General features: G+C 40.9%; 23 protein-coding genes. 16 read left to right on the top strand and 7 right to left on the bottom strand.

The window, feature by feature from the left end; all coding sequences use genetic code 11:
• Positions 1 to 10: 10 nt before the first annotated feature.
• Positions 11 to 1,537 (top strand): Ppx/GppA family phosphatase, encoded by a 1,527-nt coding sequence (locus IR135_RS09830; RefSeq protein WP_135099024.1) that lies wholly within the window; start codon positions 11 to 13, stop codon positions 1,535 to 1,537.
• Between the two features lie 39 nt (positions 1,538 to 1,576).
• The gene (locus IR135_RS09825; protein ID WP_135099022.1) at positions 1,577 to 3,700 is read left to right on the top strand and encodes an RNA degradosome polyphosphate kinase; all 2,124 of its coding nucleotides are present in this window, start codon (positions 1,577 to 1,579) and stop codon (positions 3,698 to 3,700) included.
• 664 nt (positions 3,701 to 4,364) lie between these two features.
• Here IR135_RS09825 and IR135_RS09820 read toward each other — a convergent pair.
• The 3 genes from IR135_RS09820 to IR135_RS09810 are packed head-to-tail and all read right to left on the bottom strand — an operon-like array spanning position 4,365 to position 6,112.
• Entirely contained in the window at positions 4,365 to 5,180 is an 816-nt protein-coding gene (locus IR135_RS09820; RefSeq protein ID WP_135099020.1) for an RluA family pseudouridine synthase, read from the bottom strand.
• A gap of 1 nt (position 5,181) precedes the next feature.
• Positions 5,182 to 5,685 (bottom strand): thioredoxin family protein, encoded by a 504-nt coding sequence (locus IR135_RS09815; protein ID WP_135099018.1) that lies wholly within the window; start codon positions 5,683 to 5,685, stop codon positions 5,182 to 5,184.
• Between the two features lie 19 nt (positions 5,686 to 5,704).
• Complete coding sequence (locus IR135_RS09810) at positions 5,705 to 6,112, bottom strand: disulfide oxidoreductase (protein ID WP_135099016.1); 408 nt, start codon at positions 6,110 to 6,112, stop codon at positions 5,705 to 5,707.
• Between the two features lie 103 nt (positions 6,113 to 6,215).
• On the opposite strand from IR135_RS09810, the gene IR135_RS09805 reads away from it, so the two are divergent.
• The 9 genes from IR135_RS09805 (at position 6,216) to yhaM (ending at position 16,901) form a co-directional block, all read left to right on the top strand.
• Positions 6,216 to 7,334, top strand: coding sequence for a GAF domain-containing sensor histidine kinase (locus tag IR135_RS09805; protein ID WP_228063486.1), 1,119 nt, complete (start codon positions 6,216 to 6,218; stop codon positions 7,332 to 7,334).
• Positions 7,335 to 7,967 (top strand): response regulator transcription factor, encoded by a 633-nt coding sequence (locus IR135_RS09800; RefSeq protein ID WP_115883943.1) that lies wholly within the window; start codon positions 7,335 to 7,337, stop codon positions 7,965 to 7,967. It begins immediately after the preceding gene.
• 157 nt (positions 7,968 to 8,124) lie between these two features.
• Positions 8,125 to 9,447 (top strand): dicarboxylate/amino acid:cation symporter, encoded by a 1,323-nt coding sequence (locus IR135_RS09795; protein ID WP_135099012.1) that lies wholly within the window; start codon positions 8,125 to 8,127, stop codon positions 9,445 to 9,447.
• 225 nt (positions 9,448 to 9,672) lie between these two features.
• Entirely contained in the window at positions 9,673 to 10,119 is a 447-nt protein-coding gene (locus IR135_RS09790; RefSeq protein ID WP_135099010.1) for an XRE family transcriptional regulator XdrA, read from the top strand.
• Between the two features lie 86 nt (positions 10,120 to 10,205).
• Positions 10,206 to 11,336: a DUF445 domain-containing protein gene (locus IR135_RS09785; protein WP_135099008.1), complete on the top strand. Its 1,131-nt coding sequence runs from the start codon at positions 10,206 to 10,208 to the stop codon at positions 11,334 to 11,336.
• 53 nt (positions 11,337 to 11,389) lie between these two features.
• Positions 11,390 to 11,740, top strand: coding sequence for a YlbF family regulator (locus tag IR135_RS09780; protein WP_135099006.1), 351 nt, complete (start codon positions 11,390 to 11,392; stop codon positions 11,738 to 11,740).
• A gap of 90 nt (positions 11,741 to 11,830) precedes the next feature.
• Positions 11,831 to 13,015, top strand: coding sequence for a metallophosphoesterase family protein (locus IR135_RS09775; protein WP_135099004.1), 1,185 nt, complete (start codon positions 11,831 to 11,833; stop codon positions 13,013 to 13,015).
• A gap of 7 nt (positions 13,016 to 13,022) precedes the next feature.
• Positions 13,023 to 15,950, top strand: a complete 2,928-nt coding sequence (locus IR135_RS09770) for an AAA family ATPase (RefSeq protein ID WP_135099002.1) — start codon at positions 13,023 to 13,025, stop codon at positions 15,948 to 15,950.
• Positions 15,951 to 15,962: 12 nt separating this feature from the next.
• A complete protein-coding gene (gene yhaM / locus IR135_RS09765) occupies positions 15,963 to 16,901 on the top strand; it encodes a 3'-5' exoribonuclease YhaM (protein WP_135099000.1) in 939 nt (312 codons plus the stop codon).
• A gap of 378 nt (positions 16,902 to 17,279) precedes the next feature.
• On the opposite strand, the gene IR135_RS09760 is transcribed toward yhaM, so the two are convergent.
• The 3 genes from IR135_RS09760 to IR135_RS09750 all read right to left on the bottom strand — a co-directional run bounded on the left by IR135_RS09760 (position 17,280) and on the right by IR135_RS09750 (position 19,376).
• Positions 17,280 to 18,398: a peptidylprolyl isomerase gene (locus IR135_RS09760; RefSeq protein WP_135098998.1), complete on the bottom strand. Its 1,119-nt coding sequence runs from the start codon at positions 18,396 to 18,398 to the stop codon at positions 17,280 to 17,282.
• A gap of 111 nt (positions 18,399 to 18,509) precedes the next feature.
• Positions 18,510 to 18,893 carry a YtxH domain-containing protein gene (locus tag IR135_RS09755; RefSeq protein WP_135098996.1) on the bottom strand — a complete coding sequence of 128 codons (384 nt, stop codon included), beginning with the start codon at positions 18,891 to 18,893 and terminating at the stop codon, positions 18,510 to 18,512.
• Between the two features lie 51 nt (positions 18,894 to 18,944).
• Positions 18,945 to 19,376, bottom strand: coding sequence for an HIT family protein (locus IR135_RS09750; protein WP_115883953.1), 432 nt, complete (start codon positions 19,374 to 19,376; stop codon positions 18,945 to 18,947).
• Positions 19,377 to 19,465: 89 nt separating this feature from the next.
• On the opposite strand from IR135_RS09750, the gene IR135_RS09745 reads away from it, so the two are divergent.
• On the top strand, positions 19,466 to 20,206 hold the full coding sequence (locus IR135_RS09745) for an ABC transporter ATP-binding protein (protein ID WP_135098994.1): 741 nt from the start codon (positions 19,466 to 19,468) through the stop codon (positions 20,204 to 20,206).
• Complete coding sequence (locus IR135_RS09740; protein WP_135098992.1) at positions 20,196 to 21,398, top strand: ABC transporter permease; 1,203 nt, start codon at positions 20,196 to 20,198, stop codon at positions 21,396 to 21,398. The genes IR135_RS09745 and IR135_RS09740 overlap by 11 nt, the downstream gene beginning before the upstream one ends.
• Here the strand turns inward: IR135_RS09740 and IR135_RS09735 are convergent.
• The gene (locus tag IR135_RS09735; protein ID WP_135098990.1) at positions 21,395 to 21,934 is read right to left on the bottom strand and encodes a hypothetical protein; all 540 of its coding nucleotides are present in this window, start codon (positions 21,932 to 21,934) and stop codon (positions 21,395 to 21,397) included. The two genes, IR135_RS09740 and IR135_RS09735, sit on opposite strands and share 4 nt — an antisense overlap.
• A 174-nt stretch (positions 21,935 to 22,108) precedes the next feature.
• Between IR135_RS09735 and hemE the strand changes: the two genes are divergently transcribed.
• From hemE to hemY, 3 genes are read left to right on the top strand one after another with little or no spacing between them, the layout of a single operon-like run.
• A complete protein-coding gene (gene hemE, locus IR135_RS09730; protein WP_135098989.1) occupies positions 22,109 to 23,134 on the top strand; it encodes a uroporphyrinogen decarboxylase in 1,026 nt (341 codons plus the stop codon).
• A gap of 7 nt (positions 23,135 to 23,141) precedes the next feature.
• Entirely contained in the window at positions 23,142 to 24,059 is a 918-nt protein-coding gene (gene hemH / locus IR135_RS09725) for a ferrochelatase (protein ID WP_135098987.1), read from the top strand.
• 17 nt (positions 24,060 to 24,076) lie between these two features.
• Positions 24,077 to 25,450 (top strand): protoporphyrinogen oxidase, encoded by a 1,374-nt coding sequence (gene hemY, locus IR135_RS09720; protein WP_135098985.1) that lies wholly within the window; start codon positions 24,077 to 24,079, stop codon positions 25,448 to 25,450.
• Positions 25,451 to 25,469 lie beyond the last annotated feature (19 nt).

Here is a 25,469-nt window from a genome sequence, read left to right as displayed (position 1 = left end):
GAGTTTTTCGATGAACAAAATAAGCTTAATAGATATCGGATCCAACACGATTCGACTTGTACTTTTTGAATACACTAAGACACACGGCTTAAAAGAAATTAGAAACATTAAAACACCTGCACGTTTAGCTCAGTATATTGATGAAGATGGCTACATGGCAGAAGAAGGGATTGCAGCTTTATTAAAAATCCTGAACAGTTTTAAACAAATTTCGGAAAAATATCATATAACTAAGATTTTCCCGGTGGCCACAGCAGCCATCAGACAATCTAAAAACCGCGAGGATATTATCGGGCGCATTAAATCAGAACTTGATTTGGATGCGGTCATTATCAGCGGCGAAGAGGAAGCAACGCTTGGATTTGAAGCGGCTGTCCACACAATCAGTTATTACGATGCCGTGACAATCGATATCGGTGGGGGAAGTACAGAGCTTACTTTTTACGAGGATAAAGAAATCATCTACCGTACGAGTTTATCGTTTGGAGTTGTTACGCTCAGTAAAATGTTTTTTGAAGGTAAAAAACATAATGACAAAGCGGCGATTAAACAGACTAAGCAATTTGTGGAAACTGAGCTGAAAAAAGTGAACTGGCTGCGTGACCGCCGTGTGCCGATTTTGGCAATCGGCGGAAGTGCGCGTAACATAGCGCGTATTCATCAGTCGATGATCAGTTATCCGATAGCTGGTGTTCACGGCTATACTATGGTGCGCAATGATTTACAGGATGTATATAAGCTGTTGAAAAATACGAACACTGAAAACCTGGATGATATCGACGGCCTGAGTAAAGACCGCGCTGATATTATTCTGCCGAGTATCATTGTTTTCAGAACACTGCTTAATATTGTAGATGCCAAGGAATTCAAGTTCAGCCGCAAGGGGCTGCGCGAAGGTATGGCTATGCGCATTTTCAGTAAGGAATATCCTGTTGCTTTTAATAAGTACAGAGTATTTGAAGATTCGATAGAACAGCTGGCCAATGACTTTAATTTGGATCCAACTGATACAGATAAAAGAACAGAAATTGTTGACCGTCTTTACCATGAACTTGAGCGCCTGAATATTTTATCGCTGTCGCGTACAAATAAAATGATTATGAAACATGCTGCTGGGATATATTATTTAGGTGACTTTATCGACCGGGATGCATCGAGTCAGCATACCTACTATTTAATTTCCAACAGCAATATTAACGGCATCGGACATCGTGACCGCGTCAGACTTGCGCTGATAGCCAGTTATAAAAATAAAACACTGCTTGACTTTTATGCGAAGGAAACCGGCTGGTTTAATGATGAAGAACTGGATGAAATTCAGGCACTCGGTTCGCTCGTTAAATTTGCGAATGCCCTGAACATTTCCAATACGGAAATTGTCGAGAATTTACAATTATCGAAATCCGGAGATGCCTTCAGATTGAACATTCAGTACAATGGAGACCCGATCGCAGAAGAATATCATGCAGTCCGTCAGAAAAAGCATATTCAAAAAATTCTCGGCGGAGATTTGTGGATAGAATTTACAGAATCTTAATATTTACACGCTATAATTATGAGAGCAGGAGGATTATAAATGGCTTATAAATTAAACGATAAATCTTATTACAATAACCGCGAACTAAGCTGGTTGCGATTTAATTACAGAGTATTAGCAGAAGCAGGCGACACGCGTAATCCTCTTCTCGAACGATTGAAATTTATAGCGATAACGAGCTCTAATCTGGATGAGTTTTTTATGGTTAGGGTAGCTGGTTTAAAAGACCAGGTTAAGATGAATTATGCCGAGCCTGATACTAAGACTGGTATGACTCCGGAAGAACAGCTGTCCGGAATCGGTGAGCTGAACCGTGAAAACTGCCGTATTCAATACGAAATGTATCACGAACTGATGGAGGAACTGGAAAAGCTGAATGTGTTCCTAAAAAGACCGCATCAGCTTCACCAGTCATTGCAGGATAAACTGGAAAAACTGTTTGATGAAGAAATATTACCGGCTTTAACACCGCTTGGAATCGATGCATATCGTCCGTTTCCTAAGCTGATGAACAAAAAAATTAACTTATTCGTAGACTTATCGAATGAACTGGGCAAACAGACTGCGATTGTGCAGCTGCCGACAGTGATAAAAAGATTTTATGAATTATCACACGAAGGCAAGACCTATTTTGTTCTGGCGGAAGATATTATTGAAGAATATGTGTATAAACTTTTTAACGGTTATCAGATTGACAGAACATTCCCGTTCAGAATTACAAGAAATGCCGACTTAACGATACATGAAGAAGGCGCTGCCGATTTATTAATCGAAATCGAGCGTTTCTTAAAAGAACGTACTAAAGGTGCCGCGGTTCGTCTTGAAATCGACCGGAGCCGTGACATTACCATTAACGGATCTTTCCTCGAGGAGCAGCTTTCACTGCATCCTGAAGATGTTTATCGTTTTGACGGACCTTTGGATTTAACGTTTCTGTTCGAAATGACGGATAAATTAAAGTACAGATTTCCAAAGCTTTTATTTAAACCGTTTTTCCCGCAGCAGCCGAAATTTTTGGGGAACCGTAATGTGTATGAAGCAGCGCTGAAAGAAGATATATTCTTTCACCATCCCTACGAATCTTTCCAGCCGATTATTGAATTTGTGCAGCAGGCAGCAACAGATAAAAACGTCTTGGCGATTAAACAGACCCTTTACCGGGTATCCAGTGATTCGCCGATTATCGAATCATTAAAATTGGCGGCTGAAAACGGCAAACAGGTTACAGTGCTTGTTGAACTGAAAGCGCGATTTGATGAAGAAAATAATGTGCACTGGGCCAAAGAACTGGAAGACGCCGGCTGTCATGTTATATACGGCATGAACTATCTGAAAACGCACAGTAAAATTACACTGGTTGTGAAGAAGGTCAATAAAAAAATTGTTAAGTTTGTTCATCTGGGAACGGGAAACTATAACGATTCCACAGCCAAACTTTATACCGATATGGGAATTATTACGACAGATCCGCGTATCGGAGATGACGCTGTAAACTTCTTTAACTATTTAAGCGGTTATTCGCTTAAACCGGAATACAAGGAACTGCATGTCGCGCCATTTGAAATCAGGGATATGTTTGCTGAACGCATTGACCTTGAAATTGAAAGTCATAAAAAATACGGCAACGGTTATATTTTTGCGAAGATGAACTCTTTAACGGATAAGAGAATAATCGATAAACTGCTGCAGGCCTCTCAGGAAGGCATAAAAGTGGATCTTGTGATTCGCGGAATATGCTGTATGAAGCCGGGGATTAAAGATGTCAGCGACAACATACGCGTTATTAGCGTTGTCGGCAGATTTTTAGAACACTCGAGAATTTATTACTTTTATCATAACGGTGATAAGAAAATGTTCTTATCGTCAGCAGATATGATGACGAGAAATATGATCAAACGTGTGGAAATTTTATTCCCCATCAACGATCCGAGAATTGTAGAAGAACTGATCGAAGTGAATGAATTATTCTTAAGAGATAACGTGAAAGCACGTGTTCAGCTGCCGGACGGCACATATGAATATGTTAAAAATGATCTGCCGCCTTTGAGTGTTCAGGATGAACTCATGAAACGCGCTGTTGAAAACAGTGAGCAGAAGAAAACTGAATTACTGCAGGAATACAGCAACATACTGGAACGAATTAAAAGCCGGTTCAGGAAATAAGTTGTTTGATTTGCGGATTGTGAATTAGTACAGCACCCATTTTGGGTGCTTTTTTTGTTTGAGTGTTGATGGTGGGAAATTGTTGGTTTGATAAAATTCATGGAGTTGTTTGTAAGTACGCTGTTGATTTGACAACGTTCATGGAGCGGTTTTCTGTATGACTTTGAACAATAAAGTTCAAACAATTGTAAACCTCTCGTCATTGATATGGGAAAGCAAACGTATTTGACTGCCCATGTAATTTTGACATGGTAAACTAAACGGCTTTGACTGCCCATGTAATTTTGACATGGTAAACCAAGCGGCTTTGACTGCCCATGTAATTTTGACATGGTAAACCAAGCGGCTTTGACTGCCCATGTGATTTCGATATGGTAAACCAAGCGGCTTTGACTGCCCATGTAATTTTGATATGGTAAACTAAGCGGCTTTGACTGCCCATGTAATTTTGACATGGTAAACCAAGCAGATTTGATTATCCATGTAATTTCGACATGGTAAACCAAGCAGATTTGAATGCCCATGCAGTTTCAACATGGTAAACTAACAGCCGTTAAATCCCCATGTCACTCCAACATGGGCAGTAAAAGCGCAAAACCACCCAAATATTCACTAACACAAAAAAGCTGTCTCACCAATTTTTTGATGAGACAGTTTTAAAATATTATACATCCAGCGTTACACTGATTTCTTCGTCTGTAATCGGATGGTTAAATGAAACTTTGTAGCCGTACAGGTGAAGATAGGGTGACGGCGGGCCGCCGTACAGTTTATCTCCGACAAGCGGGGCGTTTAAGTGTTTCATATGCGCACGGATTTGGTGTGTTCGGCCCGTTTCCAGTTCGATTGTCAGTTCTTCATATTTGTCTGTTACTTTCTTGCTAATAATATGCGTCACAGCGTCTTTGCCTGTTCTCGTGACATGGAAAATATTCGTGTGCGGCTTTTTACCAAGCGGCGCGTTAATTTTCTGTGCAGTAATTTTACTGTTTTTCTTCACGTGCCCCATGTAAATCCGTTTAATTTTATTTTCACTAAGCATATAGTCGAGCATCTTCTTCATATATGCATTTTTTGCCATCAGTACAAGTCCTGTTGTATCCACGTCCAAACGGTGAACTGGTTCAACATATTCGCTCGTAACTGTATTAATCACGTCGTTTACGAGTGTGTTGTGTTCACCGGGTTCGTTCGGATGAACTTTCTGGCCAGGCGGTTTTGATGCGACAAGCAGGTTTTCATCTTCGAAAAGAATAACTGCCTGCTTCGAGCTTTTCTTATAACTGCTCGCTTCACTGAAATCAGGCAGTGTGACTGTATCTCCTGTTTTAAGTTCAGTTTTTACCGGCTGTACTTCACCGTTAATAACGATATCTTTCGACATGCGCAGCCAGTGCATTTCCTTTTTAGGAATATGAAGTGCAATCAGAGCTTCTTCCAGAGTAAATCCATTGAATTTCTCAGGTACGGTAAATTTCATATTATTCTCCCGCAGCTGCTGTCATAAATTCTTCGAAGCCTTCAGCTGATCCCGGATTTCCTTCTAAGCGCTCAACTTCTTTGCCGTCTTCAAAGTAAATAAGTGTCGGTGTAGAGTTAATGTTCCACGTTGCCCATGCATTCTCGTATTCATAAACATTAAGCTGGGTCACTTCACCCTCAACGCTGTCCAGAGCTTCTGTCAGCATTGGTGTGGCTTCCATACAATGCGAGCATATAGGACTCCAGAAGTAAACGAACTCTCCTTCACCTGAATTCACAATTTCTTCAACTTCTGCAGGCGTCTTATTTGCCTGGTAATCTTCGTTATCCAAAAGATCGATTGTCGGACCTGTCAGCTCATCAGGTTCTTTATCAGTGTACGGATAGTATCCTGAGTCACTTAGACTTTCCGGATCCGAGGTCTGATTGTTCATGAAAATGAAAACTCCAATAAATACAACGACGATTAAACCAATAATGCCGTAAAAAATCTTGTTGCCCATAATTAATAGCTCCTATTCTTTAATCTTTTTTAATGAAAAATGATAAAATGAAAATAATGATAAATGCAGTCAGTGCAAGCAGGGGAATGGTAATAAATCCAGCCCAATTTATATATTGTACTGTACAGGATACACCCATACAAGCATTGGCGCTCTCGCCGAGGGCCGGAATTTTCTGCAGTGCGTAGTGATAGGTGGAAACCAGTATCCCAATACCGCTCATTGCACGGACGTATATTCTTACGTTAGCATCGTTTTTAATAAGGCCGATAAACGACAGCAGTACAAGCGGGTACATTAAAATACGCTGGTACCAGCACATCTCGCACGGTTCATACAATCTGATTTCACTAAAGTATAAAGAGCCCAGCATAGCAATTAATGACACGATAAAAATCATTTGCATGTACAGTTTGTTACTTTTCATATCAGCGCTTGTCCTTTCGTTTTAGTTTTGTAACTTACTTTTATATTATAAGTGTTAACAGCTGTATTAAGTGTAACAAATTTCTTACAATTTATTAAAAGGGATGATAACAGTGAAAAGTAAGTTACAGCTTTTAAAAGATATTGCTGAGTTCTTAAATACGGAAACCCACCGCCAGTCGATGATTGACGGGGCATTGAAAATGCTCATCGACCATTCAAATTTTAAAACCGGCTGGATATTTTTTATTAATGAAGACGGCAGGCATGAACTGAGCGCACATTATCAGCTACCGCCTACTTTGCAGTATAACGGTCATACATACCTGTGCAATGACAAATGCTGGTGCGTCAATAAATTTAATAAAGGAGAATTGTCGAATGCGACGAATATCGTAGCCTGTTCGAGGCTCGAAAAGGCTGCGCGGGAAATGCCTGATGAAAATAATAATATTACACATCACGCTACAGTGCCGCTGATTTCCGGTGTGGAATCTTTCGGTTTATTAAATGTGGCGACACCTTACAGTACTGAGTTTCAAAAGGATGAGCTGGATCTTCTGGAGTCGGTGGCCTTTCAGCTCGGTTCTACACTGAAACGGCTGGATTTAACGACGCGGGAAAAAGAAAATATGATTATCAAAGAACGTCAGCGGCTCGCACGCGAACTTCACGATTCGGTTAACCAGATGCTGTTTTCTATCGGTATTACATCTCATGCGGCTAAAGCTTTAAAGGACAGCGAGCAGAGCAGTCTCGCCTTTGAAAGAATAGAAAATACATCGAAATATGCAATGAAAGAGATGAAGGCGCTGATTTGGCAATTAAAACCAATCGGTCTCGAGAACGGTATAATCGAAGCGGTCAATCATTACGCTAAAATTCTCGATTTGAATATAGAAATTACAGTGAATGGTTTTTATAATATACCGGACGAGACAGAAATTGAATTGTACCGTATCGTTCAAGAGGGACTTAATAATATCAGGAAACACGCGGGGACAAAAAATGCAGAAGTACTGCTGGAATTTACTGATGAAGAGCTGAGGCTTGTAATCAGTGACAAGGGCAGGGGTTTTATTCCGGCAGAAAAAACAGGTGTCAGCCATGGGCTGACAAACATGCATGAACGCGTACATAAAATGGGCGGTTCCTTTGAAATTCAGTCCGGCCAAGGGCTCGGAACTGTGTTAATTACACGTATAAAACTTGGAGGCAATTAAATGTATAATATAATTCTTACTGACGACCATCAGGTTGTAAGAGAAGGCATGAAATTTTTATTATCAACAACATCCGACATTAATGTAGTTGAAGATTTTGACAGCGGCCGGGAGACGCTTGAATATCTGGAAGATAATCATGACAAGATTAATCTCGTGCTAATCGATCTCGTCATGCCTGAAATGGACGGGATTGAGCTGACTGCTTTATTGAAAGAAAAGTATAAACACATTAAGGTGCTGGTTCTTTCAAGCTATACGAGCGAGGAATACATTCGTCCTGTCTTCCGTGCCGGAGCGGACGGTTATATTATTAAGGAGATGGATGTGGAAGAACTGATTCAGTCGATAAAAAACGTTATAGAAGGTGACAGGGTTGTGCATCCTGACATTTTAAAAGTTATCGATAAAACAGGCAATCTGCCGCATGAACGGAATATACTGTCGAGAAGAGAGACTGAAGTGCTGAAGGAAATTGTTAAAGGCCAGTCTAACAAGGAAATCAGCGAGGCGCTATTTGTCAGCGAGAAAACTGTTAAAACCCATGTGAGTCATATCTTAAATAAACTGGAAGTGTCAGACCGGACTCAGGCTGTCATTTATGCAATAAAATTCAACATTATTGATTTTTAGTGTAAAATGATAAAAATTATTCATCCTGTGAAAACGCTTAACCATGCGTTTTAGAGCAGTTCATCCATAATCTTTACTTTAATTTTATAGACAAATATCCATTTAGCAAAGTATACTTGAATACATATTCAGAAAGTATTAGCTAAGGGGGATATACATGAAAGTAGGAAATAAACTCACACTCTATATTGTAATCGCTTTAATTGCGGGGATTGCAGTAGGGTCAATATTTAATACAATGGCGGACGCTGCATGGGTCCAATGGATTGATCAGTACATATTTAATGTGCTCGGGCAAATATTCTTAAATCTTATCTTTATGGTAGTTGTACCGGTCGTATTCATTTCGATTGTACTCGGAGTTGTAAGTGTCGGGGACCCGAAAACACTCGGACTTATCGGTATTAAAACAATGGTTTTCTACTTGATAACAACTGCAATTGCAATTTCACTGGCTATTGGAGTTGCATTGATACTTGAGCCTGGTGAGGGACAGGCAGACTTATTGAATACCGAGGAAGTGTCGGAATACCGATCGACAGAACTTGAAGGCGGCGACACACAGCTTGCGATGGAAACAACATTTGATCAGACATTAATTAATATTATTCCTGATAATTTATTTGTTGCACTGGCTGATCAGAACATGCTTCAAATTATTGCTTTTGCAATTTTTATCGGCGTCGGGTTAATTGCCGTCAAAGAGAAAGCAGGCGGAATCATTACATTATTCGAACAAGCTAACGAAGTAATAATGTGGATTGTTCTGGCAATTATGAAATACTTTGCTGCATTCGGTGCATTTGGCCTTGTAGCAACTGCATTTACACAGGCTGGCTTCGGCGCTATTCAGCAGCTCGGAATGTACTTTATCTGTGTGCTGCTGGCATTATTCATACATTTTGCCTTAGTATATGGTTCGGTAGTTCAGTTCCTCGGCAAGAAGAGCTTTGTCTGGTTTATTAAGAACTTTGCACCTGCAATGTCGGTAGCATTCAGTACTTCATCTTCAAGTGCTGTGTTGCCTGTATCACTTGAAACTGCGCAGAACAAACTTGGTATCCGCAAAAGTATCTCAAGTTTCGTACAGCCGCTTGGTGCAACTGTGAATATGGACGGTACCGCAATTATGCAGGGTGTTGCGACAGTATTTATCGCTCAGCTGTCAGGTATCGATTTAACAATCGGACAAATGGCGACTGTCGTCATTATTGCGACAATTGCAAGTATCGGAACAGCAGGAGTACCGGGTGTCGGTCTCGTAATGCTCGCGATGGTATTAACTGCAGTAGGACTTGATCCGGCAGCAATTGGTATTATTCTCGGTATCGACAGACTTCTGGATATGACGCGTACGGTAGTTAATATTACTGGTGATGCAACGATTGCGCTTGTGATCGATCATCAGCAGAATGTTAAAGAAGGCAAGTTCATTAAAGGCAAGAGTAAATATGTTGACGGTGAAATCGTCAATAAGTAATTAAAAAACAAGGAAGTATGACGAGGCAGTATCACACTGTCTCCCGTACTTCTTTTTATTTATTTAAGTAGAATGAAAAATTTTGTTCAATAGTGAATAATTAGTGAATTTTTTCATAATCTCTTTAATTTGTAATAATTATCATTTACAATGTATATCAGGTAAATTGATATACAAGCATAATGGATTAACTTTTAATCGCGGTGCTGTGAAGGGACGATTTTAATGGATAAGCAGGAATTTACAGAGATTCTACAGTCTAAGTTCAAGATAGTTCGAACGGAGGCTGGATACACCCAGGATGCTATGAGCCACACCATTGGATTATCCAAAAAAACGCTGGTACAAATAGAAAAAGAGCGAATATTACCCAACTGGACAACATGTATCTCGCTTTGTGCACTGTTTAGAGATAGTGAAGTACTGACGAATCTTTTTGGCGGAGATCCACTGGAACTTACGCAGGTCTTATCAAGAGGCTCGGCAATATACCCAAATTATGAAAAAGAAAATATTTATTGGGAAACACTTGAATCAAATAATGGCTATAAATTGGAATTCAACAAAACGAATTCAATTTACAGAGTGTTAAATGCAGATAACCAGCCGGTTCATGCATCATATATTGAAAGAGAAATAAGAACTTACTTCGAACGCAAAAGCAATCGGTAAGTTTCAGCACCCGCGAGGGTGCTTTTTCTTTTATTTCTGTAAAAAGTAATATATAGTTATTAAGTTGAATAAGGGGTGAAATAATAATGAATCCAATCATTCAGGTTATGATGATGGCGCTGATTGGTGCGCTGATCGGCGGTCTGACAAATACGATTGCAATTAAAATGCTTTTCAGGCCGTATGAAGCAAAATACCTGTTCGGCAAACGGCTGCCGTTCACACCGGGAGTAATCCCTCTCCGGCGGGATGAGGCCTCGACGAAACTTGGTGAAATTATAACAGGGCATCTGTTAACACCGGAAGTTTTCGAAGAGAAATTAAAAAGTACGGAAACTGATAAATTAATAATGCATTTTATAGACAGGCAGATAGAAACGATAGAAACCGAACGGCTGACTCCGGGTTATTTCCTGGAACGTCTGTCGTCGGGTCTGACAGAAAAAATCGTTACTTCATTTAATGAAGAAATACGTGCAAAAGTCTTTGAAGAAGGACAGAAATTGTACGTCAGAACGATAAATGATATCATGCCCGAAGATGCGCTCCATGCGATTGATAATAAAGTATCTCATCTTGCTTATGATATTAACGATAAACTCGTACAGTATATTTCTTCTGACAAAGGATTTCATGACATTTATACAATGGTTGATGAGTTTACTGAAAACAGAGGCCGTCTTGCCCGCAGTTTAAAATACGTGATGACAAAAGAATCGATGACCGAGCGCGTTCAGACTGAACTGCTGAAACTGATTCAGCAGGAGAAGATGATTAATATTGAAACACGGGTCATAGAAGATGAGTATAATAAACTGAAGCAGAGCGGATTATCTGAACTAGTGACGAGCTCAGACCTCGATAATATCTTAAATAGTATTATAGAAGTGATGCAGCAGAAAATTGATATTAGAAAAATATTAAATACACCGATTACAGACTTCAATAAAGATCTTTTTATCCGCTTTAAAGAAAAAGGCAAATACAAGCTGAAGGATAACTTTATCGAGTATTCGGGCAAGAACATGAGTAAGATAATGAATAAACTGCAGCTTGCAGAAGTTATTAAAAAACAGATTGACAGTTTTGAGCTGGCTAAACTGGAATCTCTCGTCATGGATGTTGCAAATAAAGAATTCAAAATGATTATGATGCTCGGCTACGTACTCGGTGGAATTGTCGGGATTGCCCAGGGCATATTAGTATTGTTTTTCTAAATAGTAAATTTGTGTTAATGTAACACTATCAAACTAAAAGGAGTTTTATATTAATGGCTAATGTATACGATCAGGCAAATGCACTTGAAAGTGCACTGCGCGAATCAGAAGAATTTCAGCAAATGAAGGAACTTTACAGCAAGGTTAACGAAGATGCTGAATCAAAAAAATTGTTTGATGATTTCAGAGATATTCAAATGACATTACAGCAAAAACAAATGCAGGGCGAAGAACTTTTAGAAGAAGAAATTCAAAAAGCTCAAAACTCGGCACAGGAAATTGAAAATGATGAAAACATTAAAGGTTTAATGGAAGCTGAACAGAAAATGAGCCAGCTGATCCAGGACTTAAACCGTGTTATCATGAAGCCTATCGAAGAGCTTTATGAAATTAATAATCAATAAATAGAAAAATTAGTTGAGAGGCCGTGCCGGCCTCTCTTTTTTGTTATAATGTTGAAGAATAGAGTTTTTTCTGAAGGAATGGTGAATCTAATGGTTAAATTTATCCATGCGGCAGATTTGCACCTGGACAGTCCGTTTAAATCCCGGTCCAAGATGCCGAGTAATATACTGGAAATTTTAATGACAAGTACATATAAAAGTGTCACCCGGATGATTGATTTTGCAATTAAAGAGGGTGTGGATTTCCTCCTTATCTCAGGGGATGTATTCGATCAGTCGAACCGTTCTTTGAAGTCTGAAATATTCCTTAAAAAAGAATTTAACAGATTAAAAGAAAAAGGCATCTTCGTTTATATGATCCACGGAAACCACGATCCAATTTCCTCCGGCTTTAAAACGACGTGGCCGAATAATGTGTCCGTCTTTAAAGAGAATGTTGAAACTTATGAAATGCTGAGCTCGAAGGGTGAACGGATTTATCTGCACGGTTTCAGCTATCTGCTGGACGAATCCTATGAAAACAAACTGGATGAGTACCCGACAAATACAGATAACCGGGGTATTCATATCGGTATGCTGCACGGAACATATGCAAAAACAAAGTACGATGCTAAGCGCTATACAGAATTTAATCTGGAAGCACTGAACAGCAAACTGTACCATTATTGGGCGCTCGGTCATATTCATGTCCGGTCGCAGCTGGCGGATTTACCGCAGGTTCATTATTCAGGCAACATCCAGGGGCGTCATAAAAATGAAACCGGCGAAAAGGGTTTTCTCCTTGTCGAAGGGGACGACGTTTCTTTATCGGCAAACTTTGTTCCGGTACAGGAAGTGGTTTTTGAAAATCTTGAACTGGATACAAATTCACTGAGGAAAGAAGAGCTGTATCAGCAGATTGTTGAATTCAAACAGAGTCTGAGAGAGAAGAGCAAGTACATTGTTAATCTTCAGCTGAACTATGACGGAGAAGATGAAATTTCTCAAAGCGACTATAATGAACTGATCGAACTGCTCCAGGAAGATGAAGTGAATATTTCTGAATTCGTCTGGATTGATAATATTAATGTCTCATATAATAATGAAGAGCAGATAGCATTGCTGAAAGATATTAAAACGAGTTACTCAGATAATGAAGAGTTATTCAGAAGTGCGGTTAATACGATGTATATGGATCCGAACATTAACCGTTATCTGCCGCCAATCAGTGAAGTATCGCCGGGCGAACTTCTCAAGATGGGTGAAGATCGTCTAAAAATGTTGATGAGGAAGTAGTGAAATTATGAAAATCCTATCAGTAAATATATACGGCTACGGTAAAATTATTAAACAGGAATTTAATACAAATCAGGATTTCATTCAGATATTCGGTGAAAATGAAGCCGGCAAGTCGACGATGATGTCCTTTATTCATTCTGTGCTGTTCGGTTTTCCAACGAAAAAGGAACAGGAGCCGCGCCGTGAACCTCGTATGCATAACCTTTACGGCGGCAGGCTGACAGTAAAATTTAAAGATGAACCAGAACCCGTGGAAATAGAGAGACTAAAAGGAAAAGTCCAGGGCGATGTGAAGGTGTACTTTAAAGATGGTACAACTAAGGGTGAAGAATGGCTTACTAAAAAAATGAACTATATAGACAAACGTACATACCGTTCTATATTTTCGTTCGATGTGCTCGGACTTCAGGATATTCACAAAAATATGACTGAAGACAAGCTGCAGGAATATCTGCTCCGTGCAGGAGCGCTCGGCTCCCACGAATACGATGAGATGCTGAATGCCATCGACAAAGAACTTAAAATGCTGTACAAGAGAAACGGCATTAACCCGGTTATTAATACAGAGCTTCAGGATTTGAATGATTTAAGCGAAAAAATCCGCGGGCTTGAAAAACATGAAGAAGAATATAAAATGTTTATTAATGAGCAGGTTAAAACGCTCGAAAGCTTAAATTCCAAAAAACATGCATTGAATCAGATGGAAATGATCCGCAAGCAGAAAATGAAAGAAGTCATGTATCACAAAGATATTAAAGACTGGAAGGCGCTTGAGAGCAAGCTTAATATCGAACCGGTCAACTTCCCGGAGCGCGGAATCGAACGTTACGAATCACTGCGTAACCATGTTAAACAGACGGCCAAAGATATCGGTCTCCGTCAGGAGAAACTTAAAACACTGATTGCTGAAATACAGCATGTGAAGTTCCCTGATAAAAATATAATCAGCTATCTTGAAGCACTGCAAAAAGAAGAACCCGAAATTAAACAGCAGAACATGGAAGCTGTACGTTTATCAAACTCGGCAGCAAATCTTGAAAATGAGATTTTAAATCTGCAGAAAGACATCGGCTGGCAGGAAGAGCACCCGGATGTCGACGATTCGAATATCGTTCGTGAGTCCGTGCAGTCACTGCTGTCGAAGTACGATGAAATTATGCTGGAAGAACAGTATTTAATTCGTGAGATTGATCATTTGAGAGCAGATATTAAACAGCTTGATGCCGAAATTGAAGAGTCGGAACGCAATCAGATTGACGATGGCAGAATGAAAAAGAAACGCGAAGTGCTGGATCGTGAATTCGAACTGGTTGAAAAGAAACGCATGTATCAGCTGATTGAAAAAGATTACGAACGCGAAAAACGCGAACGTGACAGAGTAAAGAACTGGCAGGCAGCGCTGATTATTACAATCAGTATTATCGCAATAGCGATCGGTGTTATGTTTATTATCAACAACAGCTACTTATACGGCGGACTTTCGCTTGCTGTGGGTGCGGCAGCGCTGTTTATACTGGTTATTACGAATAATCGCGAACAGGATACGCTGAAGACCGATTATCAGCAGGAAGTTGACACGCTGCAGGATGAAATTAATGCACTCAAAAACGAATATGATATCGACTTTGATATCGATGATGCTAAAGATCTTCGGCAGGAATTAAAAGGCCTGCGCGCGAAACGCAATTCATTTTCAGTTAAACTGGATGATCTGAAAGAAACGCTGTCAGTAAACGAAGCGAATCAGGATCATTTAAACACACAGCTTGCTGAAGTGAAACATAATTTGAAAGTGAATCCCGAACTTGACGATAAATATATCGTCGATGCAATATACACAATACGCCAGATTAAACAGAAGCGTCATCAGATTAACAGAGAACAGCAGGAACTAGATAATATTACTAAAAATCTGAATGATTTTGACACACGTGTAAGTGAAGAAGTGAGCGCGTTCGGTATTCATTACAAGCAAACTTCCATCTTCCATGAAGCAGGTCAGCTGTCGTCGAAACTCCAAAAAGATGAGGCGATGTATTACAACCTCAGAGAACAGGCGGACCTTCTGGAAAATGAAATTACAGTACTGGAAGAGCGGAATGCAGCATCGCAGCGTGAGCTGAATCAGCTTCTGGATTATGTGGAGGCGGACGACGAGGAAGAATATTACTATTACGCGAGAAAACACAGCGAGTATATAAACAATGTCAACCGCTTTAAAGAACTAAGCGACAAACTGGATGAAGAACACTTCGACTATGACCTCAGAAACGAGCTGTCGGGCCGTCTCTTAGCAGATTTGAAAGCGGATGAAGATAATATCGGTGCCCAGCTTGATAATCTGAATGAGCAGATTCAGCTGGAACAAGAGGCACTGGTTAAAATCAACAATGAAATCAAGCTTCTGGAAAGTGACGGCAAGCTGAGTGAACTGAACCACCTCTACGGTATGCGTAAAGGCGTTGTGCAGAGTCTGGCTGAAGAATATATGTCCCTGACATACATTCGTATCTTAATTGAGACGCATATTAAAGCCATCAAAGATGAGCGTCTGCCGATAGTAATAGAAGAGGCGAGGGAAACATTTGAATTTGTAACGAAAGGCCGTTATATTAATGTCATCTACAGTGACGAAGGCATTTTCGTGAAACATAAAAATGGACAGGTCTTCCATCCGCTTGAACTGTCACAGTCGACCAAGGAAATGCTGTACATCAGCTTGCGTCTAAGCCTTATCAGAGCACTAAAAGGCTACTATCAGCTGCCGATTATTATCGACGATGCATTCGTCCATTTCGACAGCGAGCGTACGAAAACGATACTTGATTACTTTAGAAGTAAGTCAGACGACCAGGTACTGTACTTTACATGTAATTTAAATACGAGTATTCCATCTGCTCAAACAATCAAACTAAAAGAAAAAACGAAGTAGGAGGGTTCAGTAATGAATAATATTTCATCATTACAGCCTGGAGATTCAGTGGATACATTCTTCTTAATTAAACGCAGCCAGCAGGGTGTCACAACTCAGGGTAAACCGTACATGACAATCGTGCTGCAGGATAAAACAGGAGAAGTCGAAGCGAAACACTGGAATGTTACGCAGAAAGATATCGATGTACTGTTGCCGGAAACACTTATTAAAGTTAAAGGTGATATTATCGATTACCGCGGCAAAAAGCAGATGAAAATTGCAAACTTCCGTCTTGCGACACCTGAGGACGGGCTGGAAGCGAAAGATTTCGTAGAAAAAGCACCGATTGACGGCGATGAACTGTACGATAAAATTTTAGACTACTGCCTGAAAATCGAAAACGGCAGTCTGCAGCGCATTACGCGCCAGCTGCTGACTAAATACCGCAAAGAATTCTCGTACTACCCGGCAGCGATGACAAACCACCACGACTTTGTGTCAGGACTCGCATATCATGTATATTATATGCTCCGTGTAGCTGATTCTTTATGCGACATTTATCCGACGCTTAACAGAAGTCTGTTATTCAGCGGAATTATTCTGCATGATATCGGCAAGGTTAAAGAATTGAGCGGCCCGATTGGTACGACATATACTAATGAAGGAAACTTGATCGGCCACATCGTGATTGCAACAGAGGAAATTACGAAAGTCGCAGATCAGCTGAACATTGAAGGCGAAGAAGTCATGATACTGAAACACTTAATTCTGAGCCATCACGGCAAACTTGAATATGGTTCGCCGAAAGTTCCGATGATTAAAGAAGCGGAAATTCTGCACTTTATCGATAACATTGACGCACGTATTATGATGATGGACAAACATATTGATAAGGCGGATAAGGGTAAATTCACAGAAAGAATCTTCCCGCTTGAATCACGCAACTTTTATCGTCCGGAAAGTTTTTAATATAATTATTACTGGTAAATCCCCGCAGAAATGCGGGGATTTTTTTGTAATTGGAGTGATTGGAGTGAGAGGTGGATTGATTGGGTGTGCTGGAACCCGACGGCGACTCGGTGTCGTACTTGAGAATATGCTGGAATACGACGGTGCTCCGGTGTCGTACTTTAAAAGATGTTGGAATACGACGGTGCTCCGGTGTCGTACTTTAAAAGATGTTGGAATACGACGGTGCTCTGGTGTCGTACTTTAAAAGATGTTGGAATACGACGGCGCTCTGGTGTTGTACTTGAACCGCTGCTTAACCTCAACGGCGGCACGACGTCGTCCTCCAACGACAAAAAAACGCAAAGCCACAGGCTTTGCGTCAAGTAATATTCAGTATTATTCAGAGTCTTCTTCAGTATCTGCTGATTCTTCACTTTCTGATTCTTCTTCAGCATTTTCTTCAGTTGGAGCGCCTTCTGATTCTTCTTCAGCTGCAGCGTCTTCCTGCTGTGCGTTTTCCAGTGCTTCATCAGCGTTCAGGAATGTTTCTTCAATGTAGGATTGTATTTCTTCGTTTTCAAACGACACGTTGTATTCCTCTAAAAGATCACGGTAACCCTGCAGTGCCTGGCTTGGATCTTCCTGGATTTTCTGGTTTACAAGCTGTGTTTTGATAGTGTCTAATTCTTCTTTAGGAGTGTCTTCAAGAGACACATCTTCGTTAAGAATGATATGGTAGCCGAATTGTGATTCGACAGGCTCTGAAATCTCGCCCGGCTCAAGTTCGAATAGTGCTGTTTCAAATTCTTCAACCATCTGTCCTTTGCTTACATAGCCGAGTTCACCATTTTGCTGCGCACTGCCTGTATCGTCTGAGTTCTCAGACGCGAGTTCACCGAAGTCAGCGCCGTCATCAAGCTGTTTTTTTAAGTCATCAGCTTTTGTTTTTGCTTCTTCTTTAGTCATTGCCGCTTCGTCCTCTTCACCTTCAGCGGATTCAGCATCTTCTTCGCCTTCTTCAGCGAAAGATACGAGGATGTGAGATGATTTTCTCACGCTATCGAATGCTTCTTCATCAGTGATTTCAAAGTAATCAGCAAAGTATAAGTCGTTTAATGCATTAGATACGCGCTGCTGCTTGTATGTATCGACAGTCATTCCCGGCTGTGATTGCTGGAGCATCATTGCGAAGTTTTCCTCGCCGCCGTACTGTTCAATTTCAGCATCGATCTGTTCATTAAGTTCATCCATATTTAGTTCTTCACTGTATTTATCAGTTAAAACTTTATCCAATACTAATTGGAAGGTCTGGTTTGCGACCTGATTTGTTCCAATCTGGTTCAGAACGTCATCAGCTGTAACATCTCCTGCGTCACTCGTAGCGAGAACGCTGCCGAATTCTACATCGCCTTCTTCTGTTGAAGCCGAATCTGTATTTTCTTCGCCATCATTGCTGCACGCAGCGAGACTTACTAAACCTAAACCTAATATAATTGGTGCTAATTTCTTCTTCATTCTCAAACTTCTCCTCCCGGTTGCATATACAAGGCATAATATATCATATAAAAAGGACGGTGCACAAACTTAAACACACCGTCCTGTAAAAATATTCTGTTTTTTTACCAGCTAGTTATTGTCGCTGTCTTCTTTTTTGTCTTCGCCTTTAGCTTCTGACATCGCAGCTTCAGCTTTATTGGAAATATTTTCGATATTGCCCTGGAGCCTTTCGATGTTCGGATTGATGTCCGCCTGGAAGTTTGAAATCATCGATTTTACCTCGTCACCAAGAGTGGAGAAGACCTCGCTTGATTCATGTTTCGTTTTAAGGAAAGAGTTTTTAATTTCTTCTCCTTCGATTTTAAGCTGGTCCATCTGCATTTTTAAATCACCGGAACCTCTTTTTAATGACTGCTGCAGTTCTTTCCCTGATTTAGGTGCATTTAAAAAGGATATGAGCATGCCGCCTGTAATTCCGACTGCGAATCCTACACCGATATTTTTAAGTTTCATATTCATTCACATCCTTTATCTCAAATATAATATACCCTGCTTTAATCTTAATTATTCATTTAATTTATTTTTAATTGCCGCTTCAAGATCGGAACGGATTTCAGGTGTGTTGTTCTCATCTTCAACACTGACCCATTTATATCCGAAGCCGTCGTGTTCTTCTTTGTAGCGCGGAATAATATGGAAGTGAAGGTGAAATACCGACTGCGAAGCATACGCGCCGTTATTCTGTACAACGTTTAAACCGGCAGGCTGAAACGCATCTCTGACTGCGGTTGAAACTTTAGTAATTACACTCATGAGTTTCGCGCCTGTTTCCTCATCAAGGTCAAAGATATTTTCAATCGGCTGTTTAGGTACGACTAATGTATGGCCTTTAACGATCGGGAAGGCATCCATAAATGCAATAACATCGTCATCTTCATATACAATGTTAGCCGGTATTTCTCTGTCGATAATTTTTTCAAAAATTGTCTTATTCATCTCAATATCCTCCATTAAAAACTTATGATATAGTTTTACTTAAGTATCAGTATACAAATAATTAGAATTATTTAAAAGGAAGTCAGACGATGGTATTAGAAATTAATCAGCTTACAGGCGGGTATTCAAAAGAGCCCGTCATTCACGATATCTCTTTTAATATAAAGTCCGGTGAAATTATCGGACTGATCGGTTTAAACGGCGCAGGCAAAAGTACGACGATTAAACACATTCTCGGCCTGCTCAGGCCGCACAGCGGCAGTATTAAGGTAATGGATACTGCGATTGAGACGGATGTTGAAGCCTACAGAAGACATATGGGCTACATTCCGGAATCTCCGATTCTCTATGAAGAACTCACACTCCGGGAACATATCAATATGACGGCCATGGCTTACGGCTTGACTCCGGAAGAAGTGGAGTCGAGAAAAGGGCCGCTCTTGAAACGCTTCCGTCTCGAGGATAAGGAAGATACTTTTCCGAGCCACTTTTCAAAAGGGATGAAGCAGAAAGTCATGCTGATTTGTGCATTTATCGTAGAACCGGATCTCTATATTATCGATGAGCCGTTCTTAGGGCTCGATCCACTCGGTATTGAATCATTGATTGAACTGATGATTTCAGAACGCGATAAAAACCGGTCCATTTTAATGAGCACACATATTCTAGCGACAGCAGAACGCTACTGTGACCGGTACATCATTATTGACCAGGGGCGTAAAATCGCAGACGGCACGCTGAATGAGCTGCGCGAGCTCACAGGGCTCCGTGAAGGGACGCTGGATGATGTGTACATCAGATTGACGGGCGGGAAGCATCATGAGCAGTAAACTGTTTAACACACGTATGGAGGAAGACGTAAAAATAAGAAGCTATTACGGTAAATTTATTTTTAACAGCCATTTTCTCGTCTTCCTGATGATTGCGGGCGGAGTGCTTCTTTATACGCTGCTTGGTTTAAGGGAAACGCTCAGTCCGAGTCTGTATATCGACACACTGTGTGCGCTCTTAATGGCAGCGGTCTTGCTGCCGAAGTACCGTACATTGCTGAAGGAGGCGGATATGCTGTTTCTGCCGCCGTATGAAAAAAGAATGACGGCCTATTTTAAGCGTGCGGATATTTACAGCCTGTCACTCGGTCTTGCCTTGCCGGCAGTTACATCAGTAGCAGTGCTGATTCTCCTTTCAATCGGTCACAATTTAACATCGATTGTCCTGTTTTTTTTAATGGCTGTTTTGTTATATTTCAGTGCCTTTAATATCAGACGTCTCTCAGTTAATACGGACTGGAAAAAGTGGGCTGTCACAGCAGCACTAATTATTATTAATTTTGTCTCGCTGATGCTGGTGCTGATTCAGCCTTACCTTATTACTTTAGGGCTTCTGTTCATCATTATATTCACCGTCATAATGAAGAAGAGTTCTTTTAAAACATTGTCTTGGCTGAATTATGTGCAATACGAAAAAGAAGCACTCCAGCAGTATTACCAGACAGTCAGTATGTTTACAAATGTTAAACGCATCGATAAGGCGTTTAAGAGAAGGCGTTTTCTCGATATACTGCTGTGGGAGCCGAAGGCGGAGAAATTCAATAAGAAATATATGTACGAATATTTATTTTACCGTTCTTTTATGCGCGACCATGATCTGCCGATGATTGTGCTACGCATCATTATATTATTCTTTATTATCATGTTCTGGATTGGCAATCTGTACGTATCGTTAATCTTCAGCTTGTTCGGTATTTATTTAATCGTGCTTCAGATGTCGCAAATATATACAGCGCAGGCTTATCTCCTGTGGCCGAAAGTATGGCCGGTATCGAGAACTTATATCCAGGACAGCTATATCAGATATTCACACAAAGTCGTATTTGTAATTACACTGCTGTTTGCTGTTATGTTTACAATCACGCATCCTGACAAATTCTACTATGTGCTGGCTTTCCCGGTTTGGGGCTATATTCTTAACCGTGTCTTATCGAAAGCCATCTATAAAAAAGAAAGAGAACTCAGCGATTAATCGCTGAGTTCTTCTTTTTCTTCTTCAGTATATTCATTGTCATCAATATTGTAGTAAGTTTTCGATGATAAAAAGTCGCCGAACAGTGATTCTTCATTGCGGAATTTCTTTAAGGCATCGGATGTTAAGTATTTTTTATAAACATCAGTATGTTTAAAGTCATTGTAGATACTCATGTCTGCCCATTTAATCAGCACGATATAATTCTCATCACTAATATTCAGACCGGTTCTGAATGAAACCACACCGTTCGCTGCTTTTAATTCTTCAGAAAGATCGCTTAGGTGACCTCTCAGGGAATAAGTACCGTCTCCTGCAGCAGGTATATAAAACATTGATAATGGGAGCTCTTCATCAAGAGAACCCTGTTCATTCAATATTTTATAAGTCATATTCGTCGAGAAAATCGATTTTTCATTACTATCTTCATAATACAAAATTGCTTCCGGACCTCTTGCACTGATAGATACATGAGGATTATTTTTCTGCAGGGAAGAAAGATAATCAAGCGTTCCCGTAGTTGCGTGTAAATACACTGTGCTTCACCTCTTGTTTTGATATGTTAATCAGTATATACCTGAAATAACAGAATGTTAAACAAATCTCAAATAGAACGATTTTTTGACAACTTGACCGTAATTAATAATTGTTCTAAAGAATATGATAAAATGTATAAATGTATGAACATATAAATATTAGGGGGTACCACTGTGTTTAATGATACACTCATTCGAGCAGCACGCGGAGAAAAGACAGAACATACACCAGTTTGGTTTATGAGACAGGTCGGGCGTTCGCAGCCGGAATATAACAAAGTTAAAGAAAAGTATTCTTTAATCGAAATTACAAAACAGCCAGAACTTACTGCTTATCTCACGGCTACACCTGTAGACAACTATAATGTCGATGCGGCAGTACTTTATAAAGATATAATTACACCGCTCGCACCAATCGGTATTGATGTAGAAATCAAGGCCGGAGTAGGACCGGTAATACATAACCCTGTCCGTACTGAAAAAGACGTTGAAAATCTTGGAGAACTGGATCCGTTTAAGGATTTAGACTATGTATACAAAGCAATTCAGATTTTAACGCAGGAAAAATTGAATGTTCCGCTTATCGGCTTCTGCGGTGCACCATTTACTGTCGCGAGCTATATGATTGAGGGCGGTCCTTCTAAAAACTACCACCGTACGAAAACAATGATGTATTCGAACCCGAAACTCTGGTTCAAATTAATGGATAAGCTTGTTGAAACGAGCATTACCTACCTGACTGCGCAAATTAAAGCAGGTGCAAGCGTGATTCAGATTTTTGATTCATGGGGCGGTGCGCTTAATAAAGCGGACTATAACTATTACCTTGCACCGGGCATGAAGAGAATTATCAGTGCAGTTAAAGCGCAAAATGTACCGGTTATTATTTTCGGTGTCGGAGCGAGCCACCTGGCAACAGAGTGGGATAAGCTCGGCAGTGACGTGCTCGGACTCGACTGGAGAATGTCGATTACTGAAGCGCGTGACTTAGGGATTACGAAAGCGCTGCAGGGTAACCTTGACCCGGCACTCCTGCTTTCGGACTGGTCAATTATAGAAGAACGCGCGAAAAAAATCGTTGAAGAAGGAAACAGAACAGGTCACATCTTTAACCTTGGTCACGGCGTCTTCCCTGAAGTCAGCCCGGACGTTTTAAAACGATTGACAGAATTAGTACACATACACAGTAAAGGATTGTGATTTTTAAATGGCAGAGAAAAAAGCACTATTAGTAATGGCATACGGTACGCCGTATAAAGAATCGGATATCGAGCCGTACTATACGCATATCAGACACGGCAGAAAGCCGAGTGAAGAAGCACTTCAGGATTTAAAAGACCGCTATGAAGCAATCGGCGGTATTTCTCCTCTGGCGGATACGACAGAACGCCAGGCGAAAGCTTTAGTTGATGCTTTAAACGAACAGAGCGATGATGAATTTGAACTGTTTATCGGTTTAAAACATATTCATCCTTTTATCGAAGACTCTGTGAAAGCAATCAGTGAAGCGGGTATTAAAGAAATATACAGCGTGGTGCTTGCACCGCATTATTCAAACTTCTCTGTCGGTTCATATAATAAACGTGCGGAAGAAGAAGCGGAAAAATACGGCCTTACAGTTAAATCTGTAGAATCATTTTATGAGCAGAAGCCGTTTATCGATTTCTGGGTTGATGCATTGGAAACAACTTTCGACCAGGAAATCCCTGCCGACGAAGCTGATAAAACTGCGATTGTAGTCAGCGCGCACAGCTTGCCGGAGAAAATTAAGGAACATAACGATCCTTACCCGGACCAGCTTGTAGAAACTAAAGATTTAATTAAAGCACGCTTTGACAAAGGCCATTATTTTGTCGGCTGGCAGTCGGAAGGCAACACACCAGATCCATGGCTTGGCCCGGATGTTCAGGACTTAACACGCGAACTGTACAACGAACATGGTTTCAAGCACTTTGTATACATTCCGCTCGGTTTTGTGTGTGAACATCTGGAAGTGTTATACGATAACGACTACGAATGTAAAGTGGTAACGGATGAAATCGGTGCGGTATATCACAGACCGGCAATGCCGAATACAGATTCACGTTTCATTCAGGCTATGGTGAACGAATTAATTAAATTGTAATAAGAGAGGCGTTAAGAGTGAAAAGAGTAGCGATAGTAGGTGCAGGAATTACAGGGTTGTCTGCCATGCATTATCTGCTGAAAGAAGGCAGCGGCATGACAGTTGATTTGTACGAAGCGTCGGACCGCGCCGGCGGCAAAGTCAATACTCATATCCGGGACGGCTATACGATAGAGCTCGGACCTGAGTCTTATTTAGCGCGTAAAGAAGTCATGACGGAACTCGCTTATGAAGTGGGGCTTGGTGACACTCTGGTCCGCAACCAGACGGGGCAGGCGTATATCTATGCAAAAAATAAACTGTCACCGGTGCCAAAAGGCACGATGCTCGGTGTACCTATGGAGCTGTCTCCGCTCTTAACGACAGATTTAGTATCCTGGACAGGGAAACTGCGGGCAGGACTCGATTTCCTAAAACCTGCCATGCCGTTATATAAAGATATTTCAGTAGGGGAATTTTTCCGTGCGCGTTTCGGGGATGATCTTCTGGAACATATGATCGAACCGCTGCTGGCAGGGGTTTACGGTACAGATATCGACAAACTCAGCTTAATGTCGACGTATCCTAACTTCAAAGAGACCGAAGAAGAATACGGCAGCCTGATGAAAGGCCTGATGGCTGAGAAAAAAGATAAGCCCGCAGCTCCGAAGAAGAAAACCGGTGCTTTTCTGCAGTTTAAAGACGGATTGCAGTCGTTTATCGACCGGCTGGTCAGCGAAAACGAAAAACGCGGCGGCCAGATTCACTTTAATTTCGATGTCACTGCGATTGAAAAAACTGAAGACGGCTACGACCTTACAGCTGACGGCGGCACGCATCATTACGATGAGGTCATCGTCACGACACCGCACTTCCAGTACAAGCGCTGGTTTAAAGATAAGGAATTTGAGTACTTCAAGCATATGGAAGCAACGAGTGTTGCGACAGTTGTGATGGCGTTTGATGCCGAACAGGTGAAAAATACGATTGAAGGTACTGGATTCGTAATCAGCCGCAATATGGATACATCGATTACTGCGTGTACATGGACGAATAAGAAGTGGGAACACTCGACACCTGAAGGCAAGGCGCTGCTGCGCGCTTATGTAGGGCGCCCCGGTGACTTTATCGTCCATGAGAAGTCGGATGAAGACATCGTCCGTCTGGCACGAGAGGACCTCGATAAAATTATGGATCTCGACGGTGAACCAGAATTCACGATTGTAACGCGGATGATGAATGCGATGCCGAATTATTTTGTCGGACATAAGTATATTATTGATGATATTCAAAAATACGCAGCAGAAAACTATCCGGGACTGCACTTAATCGGTGCCTCGCATTATGCAGTCGGACTGCCGGATTGTGTGCAGACCGCAAAAGACACTGCAGAAAAAATATTGAATAAGTAAAAGTATGATTTTAAGACCT

This window comes from Jeotgalicoccus nanhaiensis, from assembly GCF_015235105.1.
Taxonomy (GTDB): Bacteria; Bacillota; Bacilli; order Staphylococcales; family Salinicoccaceae; genus Jeotgalicoccus; species Jeotgalicoccus nanhaiensis.
This window is presented reverse-complemented; position numbering and strand designations above follow the sequence as displayed.

What these genes read in the sequence shown, in the direction of transcription:
- IR135_RS09755 (WP_135098996.1), bottom strand. Translation starts at nt 18,893, where the DNA reads ATGAAACTTAAAAATATCGGTGTAGGATTCGCAGTCGGAATTACAGGC.
- IR135_RS09775 (WP_135099004.1), top strand. Translation starts at nt 11,831, where the DNA reads ATGGTTAAATTTATCCATGCGGCAGATTTGCACCTGGACAGTCCGTTT.
- IR135_RS09790 (WP_135099010.1), top strand. Translation starts at nt 9,673, where the DNA reads ATGGATAAGCAGGAATTTACAGAGATTCTACAGTCTAAGTTCAAGATA.
- IR135_RS09795 (WP_135099012.1), top strand. Translation starts at nt 8,125, where the DNA reads ATGAAAGTAGGAAATAAACTCACACTCTATATTGTAATCGCTTTAATT.
- IR135_RS09820 (WP_135099020.1), bottom strand. Translation starts at nt 5,180, where the DNA reads ATGAAATTTACCGTACCTGAGAAATTCAATGGATTTACTCTGGAAGAA.
- IR135_RS09800 (WP_115883943.1), top strand. Translation starts at nt 7,335, where the DNA reads ATGTATAATATAATTCTTACTGACGACCATCAGGTTGTAAGAGAAGGC.
- IR135_RS09805 (WP_228063486.1), top strand. Translation starts at nt 6,216, where the DNA reads ATGATAACAGTGAAAAGTAAGTTACAGCTTTTAAAAGATATTGCTGAG.
- IR135_RS09780 (WP_135099006.1), top strand. Translation starts at nt 11,390, where the DNA reads ATGGCTAATGTATACGATCAGGCAAATGCACTTGAAAGTGCACTGCGC.
- IR135_RS09740 (WP_135098992.1), top strand. Translation starts at nt 20,196, where the DNA reads ATGAGCAGTAAACTGTTTAACACACGTATGGAGGAAGACGTAAAAATA.
- IR135_RS09810 (WP_135099016.1), bottom strand. Translation starts at nt 6,112, where the DNA reads ATGAAAAGTAACAAACTGTACATGCAAATGATTTTTATCGTGTCATTA.
- IR135_RS09815 (WP_135099018.1), bottom strand. Translation starts at nt 5,685, where the DNA reads ATGGGCAACAAGATTTTTTACGGCATTATTGGTTTAATCGTCGTTGTA.
- IR135_RS09760 (WP_135098998.1), bottom strand. Translation starts at nt 18,398, where the DNA reads ATGAAGAAGAAATTAGCACCAATTATATTAGGTTTAGGTTTAGTAAGT.
- hemH (WP_135098987.1), top strand. Translation starts at nt 23,142, where the DNA reads ATGGCAGAGAAAAAAGCACTATTAGTAATGGCATACGGTACGCCGTAT.
- IR135_RS09825 (WP_135099022.1), top strand. Translation starts at nt 1,577, where the DNA reads ATGGCTTATAAATTAAACGATAAATCTTATTACAATAACCGCGAACTA.
- IR135_RS09745 (WP_135098994.1), top strand. Translation starts at nt 19,466, where the DNA reads ATGGTATTAGAAATTAATCAGCTTACAGGCGGGTATTCAAAAGAGCCC.
- IR135_RS09785 (WP_135099008.1), top strand. Translation starts at nt 10,206, where the DNA reads ATGAATCCAATCATTCAGGTTATGATGATGGCGCTGATTGGTGCGCTG.
- IR135_RS09830 (WP_135099024.1), top strand. Translation starts at nt 11, where the DNA reads ATGAACAAAATAAGCTTAATAGATATCGGATCCAACACGATTCGACTT.
- IR135_RS09750 (WP_115883953.1), bottom strand. Translation starts at nt 19,376, where the DNA reads ATGAATAAGACAATTTTTGAAAAAATTATCGACAGAGAAATACCGGCT.
- yhaM (WP_135099000.1), top strand. Translation starts at nt 15,963, where the DNA reads ATGAATAATATTTCATCATTACAGCCTGGAGATTCAGTGGATACATTC.
- IR135_RS09770 (WP_135099002.1), top strand. Translation starts at nt 13,023, where the DNA reads ATGAAAATCCTATCAGTAAATATATACGGCTACGGTAAAATTATTAAA.